This is a genomic window from Pseudoalteromonas aliena SW19 (genome assembly GCF_014905615.1).
Lineage (GTDB): Bacteria > Pseudomonadota > Gammaproteobacteria > Enterobacterales > Alteromonadaceae > Pseudoalteromonas > Pseudoalteromonas aliena.
On the sequence record NZ_AQGU01000022.1, the window covers coordinates 83,867 to 98,449 of the forward strand.

Annotated in this window: 12 protein-coding genes; 3 read left to right on the forward strand and 9 right to left on the reverse strand. The window is 40.0% G+C overall.

Annotated features, from left to right (window positions below; all coding sequences use genetic code 11):
* Window positions 1–58: 58 nt before the first annotated feature.
* From lysS to xerD, 5 genes are all read right to left on the reverse strand, one after another.
* Window positions 59–1,594, reverse strand: a complete 1,536-nt coding sequence (gene lysS / locus PALI_RS02600) for a lysine--tRNA ligase (RefSeq protein ID WP_138584984.1) — start codon at window positions 1,592–1,594, stop codon at window positions 59–61.
* Between the two features lie 26 nt (window positions 1,595–1,620).
* A protein-coding gene (gene prfB, locus PALI_RS02605; protein ID WP_182703097.1) for a peptide chain release factor 2 occupies window positions 1,621–2,719 on the reverse strand; the annotation gives its coding sequence in 2 pieces (ribosomal slippage) (window positions 1,621–2,643 and window positions 2,645–2,719; 1,098 coding nt in all).
* A gap of 132 nt (window positions 2,720–2,851) precedes the next feature.
* The gene (gene recJ, locus PALI_RS02610; RefSeq protein WP_193154814.1) at window positions 2,852–4,573 is read right to left on the reverse strand and encodes a single-stranded-DNA-specific exonuclease RecJ; all 1,722 of its coding nucleotides are present in this window, start codon (window positions 4,571–4,573) and stop codon (window positions 2,852–2,854) included.
* Window positions 4,574–4,651: 78 nt separating this feature from the next.
* Entirely contained in the window at window positions 4,652–5,380 is a 729-nt protein-coding gene (dsbC, locus tag PALI_RS02615; RefSeq protein WP_182703099.1) for a bifunctional protein-disulfide isomerase/oxidoreductase DsbC, read from the reverse strand.
* A 60-nt stretch (window positions 5,381–5,440) separates the two neighbouring features.
* Window positions 5,441–6,367, reverse strand: coding sequence for a site-specific tyrosine recombinase XerD (gene xerD, locus PALI_RS02620; protein WP_077537000.1), 927 nt, complete (start codon window positions 6,365–6,367; stop codon window positions 5,441–5,443).
* 94 nt (window positions 6,368–6,461) lie between these two features.
* Between xerD and fldB the strand changes: the two genes are divergently transcribed.
* Window positions 6,462–6,983 carry a flavodoxin FldB gene (gene fldB, locus PALI_RS02625; protein ID WP_193155038.1) on the forward strand — a complete coding sequence of 174 codons (522 nt, stop codon included), beginning with the start codon at window positions 6,462–6,464 and terminating at the stop codon, window positions 6,981–6,983.
* A gap of 39 nt (window positions 6,984–7,022) precedes the next feature.
* Here fldB and PALI_RS02630 read toward each other — a convergent pair whose 3' ends face one another.
* The 3 genes from PALI_RS02630 to PALI_RS02640 all read right to left on the reverse strand — a co-directional run bounded on the left by PALI_RS02630 (window position 7,023) and on the right by PALI_RS02640 (window position 10,458).
* Complete coding sequence (locus PALI_RS02630) at window positions 7,023–7,469, reverse strand: DUF2147 domain-containing protein (protein WP_193154816.1); 447 nt, start codon at window positions 7,467–7,469, stop codon at window positions 7,023–7,025.
* 141 nt (window positions 7,470–7,610) lie between these two features.
* Window positions 7,611–9,620, reverse strand: coding sequence for an alpha-amylase (locus PALI_RS02635; RefSeq protein WP_193154818.1), 2,010 nt, complete (start codon window positions 9,618–9,620; stop codon window positions 7,611–7,613).
* 139 nt (window positions 9,621–9,759) lie between these two features.
* The gene (locus tag PALI_RS02640; RefSeq protein ID WP_193154820.1) at window positions 9,760–10,458 is read right to left on the reverse strand and encodes a tRNA1(Val) (adenine(37)-N6)-methyltransferase; all 699 of its coding nucleotides are present in this window, start codon (window positions 10,456–10,458) and stop codon (window positions 9,760–9,762) included.
* A 76-nt stretch (window positions 10,459–10,534) separates the two neighbouring features.
* Here PALI_RS02640 and srmB point away from each other — a divergent pair, with 76 nt between their 5' ends.
* A complete protein-coding gene (srmB, locus tag PALI_RS02645; RefSeq protein ID WP_077536996.1) occupies window positions 10,535–11,761 on the forward strand; it encodes an ATP-dependent RNA helicase SrmB in 1,227 nt (408 codons plus the stop codon).
* Between the two features lie 273 nt (window positions 11,762–12,034).
* Window positions 12,035–12,355: a BON domain-containing protein gene (locus PALI_RS02650; protein WP_193154822.1), complete on the forward strand. Its 321-nt coding sequence runs from the start codon at window positions 12,035–12,037 to the stop codon at window positions 12,353–12,355.
* Window positions 12,356–12,600: 245 nt separating this feature from the next.
* Here the strand turns inward: PALI_RS02650 and PALI_RS02655 are convergent, their stop codons facing one another.
* Complete coding sequence (locus tag PALI_RS02655; protein ID WP_193154823.1) at window positions 12,601–14,571, reverse strand: methyl-accepting chemotaxis protein; 1,971 nt, start codon at window positions 14,569–14,571, stop codon at window positions 12,601–12,603.
* Between the last annotated feature and the right edge of the window lie 12 nt (window positions 14,572–14,583).

Sequence of the window (14,583 nt, forward strand, 5' to 3'; positions counted from 1 at the left end):
ACACAAAAACGCCGCTATTAAGCGGCGTTTATTAACTTACTTTGTTTTATCCAAAAGCTTAGTCGGTTTGTGGACGCATATGCGGGAACAAAATAACGTCTTTAATTGTTGATGAGTCAGTAAACAACATGACTAAACGGTCAATACCAATACCTTCACCTGCCGTTGGCGGTAAGCCGTACTCAAGTGCGCGTATATAGTCTTCATCGTAATGCATTGCTTCATCATCGCCTGCGTCTTTCTCTTCAACTTGGCGAGTAAAGCGCTCAGCTTGGTCTTGTGCATCATTAAGCTCAGAGAAACCATTTGCAAGTTCACGACCGCCAACAAAAAACTCAAAGCGATCTGTCACAAATGAGTTTTCGTCGTTACGGCGTGCAAGTGGAGATACTTCCCACGGGTAGCCAGTAATAAACGTAGGTTGAATAAGCATGTGCTCTGCTGTTTCTTCAAATATTTCACATAAGAACTTACCAGGGCCCCAAACACAGTTTTCAGGAATTTTAACATGCACTTGTTTAGCGTACGCTTTTAATTCGTCAAAGTGGTTTTCTGGGTCGTTAAATACCGCAGCATCAAACTCAGGGTTATATTTTAAGATGGCGTCCGCCATGCTTAAACGTGTAAACGGTTGGCCAAAGTCATACTCAACCGAGTCTGTAACTTCACCGTTTTCGTCTTTGGTTGTATTTATAACGATTGGACTACCCAATACGTTAGTTGCAACTGTACGTAGCATGTCCTCGGTGATGTTCATCAGGTCGATGTAATCAGCGTATGCTTGGTAAAATTCAATCATTGTGAATTCTGGATTGTGACGCGTAGATAACCCTTCGTTACGGAAGTTACGGTTAATTTCAAATACACGGTCAAAACCACCTACCACTAAGCGCTTTAAGTAAAGCTCTGGCGCTATACGTAGATACATATCGATATCAAGCGCGTTATGGTGAGTTACAAACGGACGCGCAGATGCACCACCCGGTATAACCTGTAGCATGGGTGTTTCTACTTCCATAAAGTCACGCTCTGCTAAAAAGCGACGAATGCCTTCAACAACTTGTGAACGGATACGGAATGTTTCGCGCGTTGCTTCGTTAGTGATTAAATCAACATAACGTTGGCGGTACTTAGTTTCTTGATCCGATAAGCCATGGAATTTTTCAGGCAATGGACGAAGTGACTTAGTTAATAGTTGATACTCTGTCATTTCTACGTATAAATCGCCTTTACCCGATTTATTTAACGCGCCTTTAACACCAATAATATCGCCAGTGTCTAGCTGACCATATTTTTCTTTAAGATCTTTTTGGACATCTTTAGATGCATACGCTTGTACGCGACCTTTCATGTCTTGAATTACAAAAAACGGTCCACGCTTTGCTAAAATACGGCCAGCAATAGACACAACTTCTTGTAGCTCAACTAATTCTTCTTTGCTCTTATCACCAAACTGGGCTTGCAAATCAGCCGTGTAATGCTCACGACGGAATTGGTTTGGATGACCGTTGGCTGGGCAATTTTCACGTATCGCGTCTAACTTGCCGCGACGCTCAGCGATTAACTTGTTTTCGTCTTGGATTTTATCAGTCATTTTTTAGCTCTTTATTAGCTTGGTGGTTATAGGCCAGATTTAAGGCTGGCTTCAATAAATTTATCTAAGTTACCGTCAAGTACAGATTGGGTATTGCGGTTTTCAACGCCGGTGCGTAAATCTTTAATGCGTGCGTCATCAAGTACGTATGAACGAATTTGACTACCCCAACCAATATCAGATTTAGCGTCTTCTTGCGTTTGTTTTTCAGCATTTTGCTGTTGTAGCTCAAGCTCAAATAATTTGGCTTTTAACTGCTTCATCGCTTGGGCTTTATTTTTATGCTGCGAACGCTCGTTTTGACACTGCACTACGGTATTTGTTGGTACGTGAGTAATACGAACCGCCGATTCGGTGGTGTTAACGTGCTGACCACCCGCGCCCGATGCACGGTAAACATCTATACGTAGGTCTGACGGATTCATATCAATTTCAATATTATCGTCAATTTCTGGGTATACAAACGCAGAAGCAAACGAAGTATGACGACGACCACTTGAGTCAAACGGACTTTTACGTACTAAGCGATGTACGCCTGTCTCTGTACGTAACCAACCGTAAGCATATTCGCCAACAAAGCGCACTGTTGCACCTTTAATACCGGCAACATCACCGTCGGTTGCTTCAACTAGCTCAACTTTAAAGCCTTTAGCCTCGCCCCAACGTAAATACATACGCAGTAGAATATTACACCAGTCTTGTGCTTCAGTACCGCCAGAACCCGATTGTAAATCAAGGTACGCATCGTTTGAGTCATGAGGACCTGAAAACATACGACGAAACTCTAAGCCTTCTAACTGCTCGTTTAGATCGGCAAGCTCGCTTTGTGCTTCATCAAAGGTATCTTGATCTTCGGCTTCTACAGCAAGTTCAAGCAGGCCTTCAACGTCATCAGTACCGGCTACAAGGTTGTCGATTGTTTCAACAACTGCCTCTAATGCTGATTTTTCACGGCCAAGCGCTTGTGCGCGCTCTGGCTCATTCCATACGGCTGAATCTTCCAGTTCGGCGTTAACTTCTTCTAAGCGTTCTTGTTTAAGAGCGTAGTCAAAGGTACCCCCGAAGCAATTCAGTACGTTCGCGAATTTCCTTGATTTGATTAATCACAGGATTCACTTCAAACATGGTCATTACTCCAAAATAGCTGATTTACGCGCGTTTATACCGCGTAAGTTATCGTCAAATGATAAAAACGCCCGATTTTAACAAAAAAACGTGCGTTTTATTAGCCTTTTATGCATGCTTTGTGCATATTTTTTAATGCACTTTTTCAAGCTCTCTAACGATTAATTGCAGTGTAAATTTACCTCTAAACTCATTTATATCGAGCTGGTACGCTAGTTTTACAAACTTCGCTTCTGTGTCGGGCCACTCTTTTACATCAATACCAAAGGCAATCGCGTCAACTAACCGCCCTGATTGATGTTTTAACACCAGCTTTAAATGCTTTTCGCCGACTATACGCTGCTGTATTATTTCAAATGTATGCTCAAATACGGGCTCAGGGAATTGTTGCCCCCAAGGACCTGATTGTTTTAATAGCTGAGCAAACTCCATTGTAAAGCAGTCGTTTGGTAGCTCGCCATCGGTAAACACAATGCAACGTTTACTTTCTTCACTCAGTTGCGCACTAACAGCAGCATCAAATGCTTTTTTAAAGTCGTTAAAATGTTGCTCGTTAATACTTAAACCGGCTGCCATGGCATGACCACCAAATTTATTGATTAAATGCGGGTCGGCAGTATTGAGTCCTTCGAGTAAATCGCGCATGTGCAGCCCTTCAATAGAACGACACGAGCCTTTTATTTCACCATTTTCGCCACCAGCAAATATAACCGTTGGGCGGTGATATTTTTCTTTTAAGCGACCTGCCAAAATACCAATAACACCTTGGTGCCAATCATCTTGAAACAAACAAATAGCATCCGGACTGTTGTCGTCGTTAAACGCGAGCCTATCAAGCACGGCCTGCGCCTGGGCTTGCATACCTTGCTCTATTTCGCGTCTTGCAAAGTTTAGGCTATCGAGCTCGCTCGCTATACTACGCGCTTGGTTTATGTCGGTACTTAGTAAACACGCTATACCCAAACTCATGTCATCTAATCGCCCTGCTGCATTTAAACGAGGCGCAAGTGAAAAACCAAAGTCGCTTGCACTTAAGCGCGCAGCATTACGATTAGCCACTTCAATAAGCGCGGTAATACCAGGGCGTGTTTTACCGCTGCGAATTCGTGCTAAGCCTTGATGTACTAAGGTGCGGTTGTTTGCATCAAGCGCGACAACATCAGCCACTGTGCCAAGCGCTACAATGTCGAGTAAATTAGCTAAATTAGGTGGCGATTGTTGCTCAAAATAGCCTAAATCACGCATTGTACTTCTCAGTGCTATTAATAAGTAAAAAGCAACACCAACGCCTGCAATAGATTTAGACGGGAAATCACACTCGTGCCTGTTTGGGTTTACTATTGCATCGGCATTTGGTAGTTGTTCACCTTGCAAGTGATGATCTGTTACCAGTACTTTTATGCCAACCGCTTTTAAAATATCAATACCGACAATACACGATATACCGTTATCTACGGTGATCACTAAATCAGGCTTTATTTGTACTATTTGCTCTGCAAGGGCTGGGCTTAAACCGTAGCCTAAGCTAAACCGATCCGGAATTAAGTAATCTAAATGCTTAAAGCCAAACATCGAAAGACCTTGCATTAAAGTGGCCGTACTCGTTGCACCATCGGCATCAAAATCGCCGACTATTAAAATGTGGCTTTGCGCTTTTAATGCTTCAATCAATAAATCGCTGGCTTTATCTATGTCTTTGAACAATTTAAAATCATGAAGCGTAGCTACGCTGTTATCTAGCTCATCGGCACTGAACACATGACGGTTCGCATAAATTTGTTTTATTACTGGGTGTAAATTACTCGGTAGATGTGAATCGTCAACGTTTTCGCGCGCAATGATCAGTTTTTTCATGCAGATTTTTAACTTATTTAGTCGTATTAAAAAGACAAAAAAAGGCCATAAAGGCCTTTTTATTAGTTATAAAGCGTATTATGACGCTTTATTAGCATCTAGGGCTGCTTTTAATGCTGCCGCTGGCTGATAACCTGGGATCATCGTACCATCTTCTAAAACAATAGCGGGTGTGCCGCTAATGCCAAAACTCTGACCAAGTTGGTAATGCTCAGCAATAGGTGCACTGCACCCTGCAATTACTTTAGTATCTGCGCCCGATTTAGCTTCTGTAAGTGCTTCTTGCTGATCTTTAGCACACCACACATTCATTAAGTCTGTATAACCAGAACCTTGCAGGCCACCACGTGGAAACGCAAGGTACTTAACGGTAATACCCGCTTCAAGTAAATCATCTAATTCGCGATGTAATTTACGACAGTAGCCACAGCTAATGTCAGTAAATACGGTAATGCTGTGCTTTTCGTTTGGTGCTTTGTACACAATCATCGAGTCTTCATAATCTTTAATACCCTCAACACGCACGCCGTTTAGCGCTTGCTCTGTTAAGTTATTTCGATTATTTAGGTCGATTAATGTACCTTGCATTAAAAATTGGCCATCTGGACTTGCATAAAGCACGCCTTTGTTGGTGATCAATTCTTTTAAGCCAGCGACTGGACTTGGATTAATTTGCTTAACTGTTACGCCTAAAGTCGCAAATTTAGTAACTATCGGATCAGTAGCATCTGGAGTAACAGTAACGCCATTTGCAAATGCACCAATGCTTGTGCACAACATGGCACCTGCTAACATTAATTTTTTCATAATTTTCTCTATTCCAAAAATACTTATAAATTGACCGGCTTAGTCGTAATAAATTTCAAATTAAGCGCGCGGATGATGCTGCGCGTGTACCGATTTTAGTCGTTCATTTGCAACATGGGTATAAATTTGTGTGGTTGATAAATCACTATGACCCAACATCATTTGTACTACACGTAAATCGGCTCCATGATTTAACAAATGCGTAGCAAACGCATGTCGCATAGTATGGGGCGATATTGGAGACTCCACAGCAGCCAAAATAGCATAGTGTTTAATTCTATGCCAAAAAGTTTGTCGCGTCATGCCAACACCGCGTTTAGACGGAAACACAAAATCGGTGGCGTGCTTTATCATTTGCGCACGTCCACTCTTTAAAAATTGTTCAAGCCAATACATGGCTTCTTCGCCAAGCGGCACTAAACGCTCCTTATTACCTTTACCTTTTACAAACACAACCGCTTGGCGCAAATTAATTTGCTCCATGCGCAGCCCAACAAGTTCACTCACACGCAAACCCGTTGCGTATAGCACCTCTAACATGGCTTTATCGCGCAGGCCCATAGCTTCTTCGGTGTTGGGCGCATTTAATAATGCTTCAACCTCTGCTTCTGAGAGTGTTTTAGGCAATGACTGCCCTGCTTTTGGCTGAGCAATATTTAGCATAGGTGAATCGCTAATTAGTTTTTCGCGTACAAAGTACTGATAAAAACGTTTTAAAGCACTAATACTACGCGCCGTGCTGCGTGGTTTTAAACCTAAATCGACTCGGTGGGCCAAGTAACTTTCTACATCAAGTCCCGTTACACTTAGTAAGTTTTCACCTTTTAAAAACAGGCAAAATTTATCTAAATCACTGCGATAAGCACTTAATGTGTTTTCGCTTACGCCTTGTTCTAAGTACAGGCTATCTAAAAAGGTTTCTAGGTAGTCGCTATTACTGCTCATACTGCTATTATTTTCGGGAAAATCGTCAGATAGCGTTGTCACATTATGCTCTCATGCTTTGCTAAGGTATCAATTAAAAATACCTTACGGTAAACTTGAGCCTATCATATCAGGCAATTACACAGTGATAAATACGATGCAAATTGGTTTATTTTTTGGTTCTACTACGTGCTACACCGAAATGGCAGCAGAAAAGATTCGCGACATTATTGGTGCCGATATCGTTACCCTGCACAATATTAAAGACGAGCCACTAAAAAATGCAGAGCAGTACGACTTTATCATCTTTGGTATTTCAACATGGGATTTTGGTGAAATACAAGAAGACTGGGAGTCAAAATGGGATGACATAGCCGACGTAAACCTAAATGGTAAAACCATTGCTTTATTTGGCATGGGCGATCAACAAGGTTACGGGCAGTGGTTCCAAGATGCGCTAGGCATGCTTCACGATAAAATAAATACACAAACATTTACTCAACTTGGTTTTTGGCCAAACGATAGTAGCTACGAATTTGAAGCCTCAAAAGCACTCACGCCCGATGGCAAACAATTTGTAGGACTCGCGCTGGACGAAGACAGCCAATATGAGCTGAGTGACGACCGTATTGCGACTTGGGTTGAACAAGTAATGACTGAATACGGTGAAACGCTTTAATTTAAATTGCGTAGCTATTATTGCTACGCAACAAAGTAATTACTCAACTTTCAACCAATATTGGTTGCGGAAAAAAAAGCCAATATAGCCGCGAACTTCAAGCTTTTCACCTTCATCTTGCACTGTGAGTTGTAAGGTATAGGTTTTACCATTTGTTGGGTCGAGTATTTCACCATCTCCCCATACGCCATCCTCTTGTGCTTTTACATCAGTAATAATGGTCATTCCTAAAATAGGTTGATCTTTTAGCTCACCATCACACTTACTGCATATATCATTTTGTTTTGTAGGGTCTAGGATAGTTTCAACTTTACCACTTAAAACACCGTTAGTTTGGGTAATACGCACATACGATTTAGCTTCACTAGTATCCTCATCAATCGTTTTCCAAAGCCCAGCAGGTGTTATCGCAGCAAACGCACTTTGACTTGCCAAAACAATCGCAGAAAATGCGCTTAGTAGTATTATTTTATTTAATTTTTTCATTGTGTTGTCTTAATTTAATGTAACTAATGAGTGAATCATAACAGGTGATTTATACACACACTATGAAAGAATAGCACCTAAAAAACCTAAACAAATCGGAATCGTTTGTTTAGGTTTAAACTTACAATGTTACGCTAAATTTTAAAAACTACGTGTTACTACGCTTGAGTTATTAAACTCAAATTTATTAATTTTTCCGCATTGCGCCATATGATTAGTACTCGCATAAGGTGTGTTAGCTTGAGTTATTGCAGCCTCCCACCCTTGGCCATTTTTAATAAATGCCTTTAGCTCAAACCAGCCATTAACTGCTTTACTACAATCCATATCGACATCAAGCATCCAATAGTGTTCGCCCCATATATTTAGTGCTGTAACACCAAAACCATCAGCGCTTAGCGTTTTTTGTGCTCCCCAGCCCTCAGGCCATGTTTTTGTTGTCCAGTCTGTGGCAGAGCCTTCTGCTTCGGCACTTTGTCCATTTTCTATGCCATACCAATCAAGGTAATTATCATTTGTTTTCCAAGGGCTTGTTGTCACATTTTTTAAATTATTATGACGAATAGGCATTGCACATTCAAAGTTACTTGTTTGGCAATTTCGACCTAAATTTGCGTTTGCATAAGCATGATCTACACCACCACGCAAAAACATATCTTGCCCGCTTTGTGTTTGTGCATTAATAAAAATAACGGTTCGTTGCCAGTCACTCCCTGTATTTGGCGCAGAGCTTGTATTTAATTTAGAGTTTTTATGAATCGCCATTGCATCCCAAGCACCCACATTTAGATTAATAGTACCGTTAGCATTAACTGCTATAACCTCACCACTACAACGCTTGCCATCAGCCGACAGTTCACCCTTTAGCACATTACAATATTGACCAGACGCCATATCAGTTTGGACAGTCGCATTGAGTGTAGAATCTTCTTTATTAATGGCCATATGACCGGAGCTACCACGCCCAAATGATATTTGATTATTCGTGTTATCCCACCAATTTGTTACCGCCCAGTTATCGGCGGTGTTATTTCTAAAATCGACCCCGCCTGCAATATATGACCAGCGATGCTCACACTTCCAATTACTAGCAAAACACTCTAAGTTACCGTTATTATGGACAGGTACTTTTGGTCCACCAGCATCAGTATTTCCATGAAAATCATAACTCGACATTACTTTTGGATAACCATACGGATAAGCCAACATAAACACATTGGCTAAGTCGTATAAACGTCCATCTTCAAAGGTAATTACATTTCCCGCACCACCATGACCTCGCTGATTGTCGTGATTATCTACAAAAACGACGGCAGAAGAGCTAGGCATAAAGCCCCATCCTTCACCAAAGTTACTTAACCATGCAAGCGAACCCTTTCTAAAAGTATTACCTAGTTGGGTACTGTATTTAAATTCAGTTACTAAACCTGAGCTTAAATATTCAGAAGCACTCACAGCCTCCACACCTTGATCAATTACTTCATGAAATATGACTGGTGAGCCGTTTATTTTCGTCTTTAAACTTTGAATATCACTTGCAGCAACGTGCTTTGCAGCATCAAACCGAAAGCCTTTTACGCCAATAGCTTGTAAGTCGTTAATATAAGCTGCCAAAGTATCTTGTACGTAGTTTGAAGCCGTATCTAAATCAGCAAGGCCGACAAGTTCACAATTTTGCACTCGATAACGATTATTACCATAATCAGAATTGTTAATAGTGCAACTTTGATGAAAATCTTGAGGGCTATAAATAGGATAGCTTTTATTACCAAAACTATTACCCGCCGTGCCCGTACCACTTCCTGCTGCCATGTGGTTAATAAGTGTATCGACGTAAATATCAACCCCTGCTGCACTGCAGCGATTAACCATGTCAATAAACTGTGCGCGGTTACCGCCACGACTTTTCAGCTCATAGCTAACAGGTTGGTAGCGTGTCCACCATTGACTCCCTGTGATGTGTTCATTTGGGGGAGAAACTTGTACCGCAGCATAGCCTTTCGGCCCTAAATACTGTTCACATTCTTGCGCTACATCTTGCCAATTCCATTCAAATAAATGCACAAATGTAGTGGGAGCAGCACTAACAATATTGGGTAAGGTCAAGCCTAAACTTAAACCTGCGGTGGTGATGATTTTATTGAGTGTCATAGTGTGTGATCCAATTGTTGAGCGAGTGAAACAGCGCACTCGCGTTATTTACAAGTTGTTAACACTAGTCTAGATATTGTCTAAATAGAAACTGAATACGTATGCATAGCGGGTGAACTATCCTTTATTACTAAATAATTTACATTTTTAAATAAAATGTTTTGCACAGAGCTATATAATCAGCAGTGTAGGTATTATCTAAATTTCGAATACACAGAATTGATGATTCTATATCGCTTTTTACATAACTAAATGTCATTAAGCTGCGGCTTACCTCTTTATTGGGTGTGGCTTTTATTTGGCAGTGAGTATTTAAGTGAAGCCCATTTTGAGTAGCAAGCTCAATAAATAATGCGCCTTCAACGTTCGGCAGTATTAAGCTAAAGCGAGAGCCACTGTGGCTCAAGCGCTTAAATGCACTAATTAACTCATCAAAACTTAGGCCATCTGTATGACGAGCCGTATTACGCGCTGCATTATCGCCTTTTAAACTGCGATTAAAATATGGTGGATTAGAAATAACCACATCAAACTTAACGTCACTACTAAAGCTTTGAATAGTTCGGTGCTCAATACTTATTGCTGACCACGGGCTATTAGCTACATTTTGTAATGCTTGAACATACGCGTGCTCATCAACTTCTACAGCCGTTATGGTAAGTTCTAGATTACGTTGTTTGCACATTAATGCCAGTAGCCCCGTACCTGTACCTATATCCAACAATGAATTAGCTCCACTTAAATTGGCCCATGCACCAAGTAAAATTCCATCAGTAGAAACCTTCATTGCGCACTGCTCATGTGCAACCTTAAATTGTTTAAATGCAAAACCAGACATTTTTTCACCTTTTCATTCACCAACTGGTGGATAGCGCGTATAATTGCAAGTAATTGTCCCTTATTTTAGACACTCTATGCAATTTTCTGACTTTGATCTTGATAACAAGTTACTCGACGCTATTAATAAAATGGGTTACGAAACCCCAACAAGTATTCAACAACAAGCGATTCCTGAAGCGCTTAAAGGGCGTGATGTTTTAGCGTCAGCGCCTACAGGCACAGGTAAAACCGCAGCATTTTTAATTCCAGCTATTCAATATTTATTGGATTTCCCGCGCCGTGATCCAGGGTTTGCACGCGTGCTCGTTATGACTCCAACGCGTGAACTTGCTTATCAAATTCATGAGCAATGTGAACTACTTGCAAAACGAACTAACCTAAAGATAGGTGTCGTAACTGGCGGTATAAATTACGGCACGCATAAAGAAATATTTGAAAAAAACAATGATATATTAATCGCCACACCGGGGCGTTTAATGGAATATTTAGAAACTGAAAACTTTCATGCTGAACACGTAGAAATGCTCATTATTGACGAAGCTGATCGCATGTTAGACATGGGCTTTAAAAAAGAAATGAAGCGTATATGTGACGAAGCTAGAAATCGTCGTCAGTGCTTTTTATTCTCTGCAACTCTTGAAGGTGACAGTGTAGAAAGATTTGCAGAAACAACACTTAACGACCCTGCATTACTTGAAGCTGAATCATCACGTAAAGAAAAAGCCAAAATTCATCAGTGGGTTCATTTAGCTGACGATTATCATCATAAACTTGAATTATTAGTAAACACACTTAAAAACCCTGATGTCACTAAAGCAATTGTGTTTGTAAAAACCCGTGAGCGCCTAGAAACACTGATTGGCGAACTAACCAACAATGATGTTAAAGCTGCATGGTTACGCGGTGAAATGCCTCAAGACAAACGTATGAAAGCGATGGAAAACTTTCATAGTGGCAAAACACGTATATTAATTGCTACCGACGTAGCTGCACGTGGTATTGACGTGTCTGACATCAGCCATGTTATTAACTTTGATATGCCACGTACCGCCGACGTATACGTACACCGCATTGGCCGTACCGGTCGTGCTGGTAAAAAAGGGATAGCAATATCGTTAGTTGAAGCACACGACATTGGTATTTTATATAAAGTAGAGCGCTACGTTGAGCAAAAATTAAAACGCCGTGTAATTAAAGGTGTTGAACCACAGCATAAAGAAGCGAAGCCACCAGCTAAAAAACGTAAAGACCCAGTAAAAATGAAAGCTAAGAAAAAGGCCAAGGTTAAAAAGAAAAAGTAACCTAAAACATTTTTATACTAAGCCGGCTTTTGTCGGCTTTTTAATGCAAGCCTTACAGGCTCTGCTATTTGTACCTGTTACATATGTAACCCAAGCATGTAACTCATACTCATTTAAATGTAATTTTTGCCCACCTGAATTCCCACTTAATAAAATCCCCTTATATTTCAGTACATTAATCTTGGCATCGAAATTGTATTTACAACGATAACTCAGCCGATGGAATTTCCATATTGTGGCTACACTATCTAACCGTAATGTAAGGATTAAGTTATGAACCGCTTTAAATCAACTATTGCTTTAGTATCATTTTGTTGTTTATTTTTATTAGCTTGCGCTACGAAAGTAAGTGCAGCAACAAGTTTAGCGGTAGTGAGCAGTGTAGCAACTGTACCTAACTTACAACAAACCATTACTAACACGCTACGTACTAACCCTAATTTTGTACTTAACAATATTCGTGTGCAGGTAAAAGATGGTGAGGTAGATTTATACGGCACAGCACAAACAGGTTTTCAACGTGCGTTGGCTCAAAAGTTTTTAGAAAATATGGATGGAGTAAAAATTATTCGTAACAAAATCAGCGTTATATAATTTCAGAGCGAAAATTTTTGAGCGGTTAGCCGTTACACAAAAATTATCAAATATTTCAGACACCTTTAAAGGAGATATAACATTTTAACTACTACGCTTATCTCCAAGATGTATATACATAAACGCACTCTCTAATATTAAAAATACGTTCACCTAGTTTATAGCCTCAAGCATGGCTGTTATTGACTCATCTACTGTGTTTTTTGTAGCGCTTAGTTGTAACTTTCATAACTAATGTATTGCTATCATAAAGTAAATTTCTGAGTTTCATCATTTAAATTACTCGCCATACGAGATAGCTCACTACTAGATTCTGCAATATCTCTAACCGCTTGCTCCGTTTCAGATATCCCCATATTTATAGCTTCAATATTTCGTGCTATTTCATCTATCGTGGTGGTCTGCTCTTCTGAAGCGGCTGCAATTTGAACAACCATATCAAAAATCCCATCCACTTCTTTTGCTACTTTGTTATTAATCAAATTAGCTTTACTCGCGATTTCCTGAACTTGGGTTGTATGATCAACATTTGTCGTCATCGTTTTTACTGCTGCATTACTCGCATTAACAACGGCTTCAATGATAACTTCAATTTCCATAGTTGATTCTTGAGTCGACTTCGCAAGGCTACGTACTTCATCAGCAACAACTGCGAAACCTCGCCCTTGTTCACCTGCTCGTGCAGCTTCAATGGCAGCATTTAAGGCGAGTAAATTGGTTTGATCTGCTATTTTTTTAATCACGCTTAATACGTTAACTATTTTCTCCGAATTATGACGTAGGTTGGTCACCTCTTGCGCCGTGGCTTGCGTTGCTTCACCTAAAGAAACAAGTGCATTATAAGTGCTATCGTTATTTTCAGAGCCTTCTCGGGCCATAGTCTGAATATTTTCACAAATCAGAGATGCATTTGACGTTGTACTCGCGATTTCTTTTATAGTTGCACTCATTTCGGTTGTAGCAGCAACAACTTGTATAGTTTGCGCTTGCTGCTCTGTCACTGCCAAGCTAGTTTGCTCAGTCACAGAAGCAAGCTCTGTAGCAGTACTGCCTTGCTGAAGTGCAACATTAGATAACTCACTGATCATTTTACGTAGGTTTTCTAGCATAGTGTGTAACGCTACTTGTAGCATGCCTACTTCGTCGTGGGCATGTACTTTAATATTACTGCTTAGATCACCTGCTGCGACTTTCTCAGCAAATAAAGAAGCAACAATAATTGGATTTGCTATTTTTCGGGAAAAGAAAACTCCTATGAAAATAACAATAATTGCAGCCCCCACAATAAGTATCGTACTAAAAATTATACCTTGATTAACCGATTCAAAAGCTTCTGATTCATCTATCTCGCTTAATATAAGCCAGTTAAAATTACCAATTTTTATACTGTTATAAGCAGATAATACATTGTTACCATTATAATCTTTAATTAGGTTAGTGCCTTGCTGGCCATTCAGAGCAAAATTAACAGCGTCAGTATTAACACCATTGTTTTTCACGTTACCTGCAAAGCTTGCTTTTAAAGAGTGCCCCTCTGGATCAAGGTACGAATCAGAGCGCATTAACTTATCTTCGCCAACGAGATAACTTTCTCCCGTTTTACCCATGCCATCACGCACTCCCATTATTTGATTAGTACCTTCACTGGAGAGCTGCAACGCAACTATAATTTCACTATTCTCTACTGGTATTGCAATAAACGCTGCGGGCTCGTCATTACTTGGGGCGTAAGGTTTGTAGTCAACAATACCAAAACGTTTTGAAAGTTTAACTTCCTGAATAAGTGTCCCTAAATTTGAACTCGCGTATTTTCCATTTAAAATATTCGTTTGGTAATCTGATTCTTTTGCTTGGGTATAATAAATTAACCCTTCATCATCAATTAAAAACAGATCGTAATAGCCATATTTTTTAATGTATTCGCTGAAAAAGCTGTCGTAACTGTCTTTATTAATTTGCGGAATAATCATAGCCAATAATTCAATATCAGCCGTTTTTTGCTTAAAATAATCCTCAATTTGAGTGCGTTTAATTTGGTTAATTGCTTCAAGCGATTGCGATATATTATGCTCAACGCGCGACTTAGATTGTAATGTAGAAATGGTGGTCGTTATTAGTGCAGGTAAAATTCCAACGAATAAAAAAATCAAAGTTAATTTAGTTTTCAAACTCCAGTGACTAATTTTTAAAAATAAATTATTTTTTGAATTTGGCATTTATGAGCACTT

What these genes read in the sequence shown, in the direction of transcription:
- lysS (WP_138584984.1), bottom strand. Translation starts at nt 1,594, where the DNA reads ATGACTGATAAAATCCAAGACGAAAACAAGTTAATCGCTGAGCGTCGC.
- recJ (WP_193154814.1), bottom strand. Translation starts at nt 4,573, where the DNA reads ATGAAAAAACTGATCATTGCGCGCGAAAACGTTGACGATTCACATCTA.
- dsbC (WP_182703099.1), bottom strand. Translation starts at nt 5,380, where the DNA reads ATGAAAAAATTAATGTTAGCAGGTGCCATGTTGTGCACAAGCATTGGT.
- fldB (WP_193155038.1), top strand. Translation starts at nt 6,462, where the DNA reads ATGCAAATTGGTTTATTTTTTGGTTCTACTACGTGCTACACCGAAATG.
- PALI_RS02630 (WP_193154816.1), bottom strand. Translation starts at nt 7,469, where the DNA reads ATGAAAAAATTAAATAAAATAATACTACTAAGCGCATTTTCTGCGATT.
- PALI_RS02635 (WP_193154818.1), bottom strand. Translation starts at nt 9,620, where the DNA reads ATGACACTCAATAAAATCATCACCACCGCAGGTTTAAGTTTAGGCTTG.
- PALI_RS02640 (WP_193154820.1), bottom strand. Translation starts at nt 10,458, where the DNA reads ATGTCTGGTTTTGCATTTAAACAATTTAAGGTTGCACATGAGCAGTGC.
- srmB (WP_077536996.1), top strand. Translation starts at nt 10,535, where the DNA reads ATGCAATTTTCTGACTTTGATCTTGATAACAAGTTACTCGACGCTATT.
- PALI_RS02650 (WP_193154822.1), top strand. Translation starts at nt 12,035, where the DNA reads ATGAACCGCTTTAAATCAACTATTGCTTTAGTATCATTTTGTTGTTTA.
- PALI_RS02655 (WP_193154823.1), bottom strand. Translation starts at nt 14,571, where the DNA reads ATGCCAAATTCAAAAAATAATTTATTTTTAAAAATTAGTCACTGGAGT.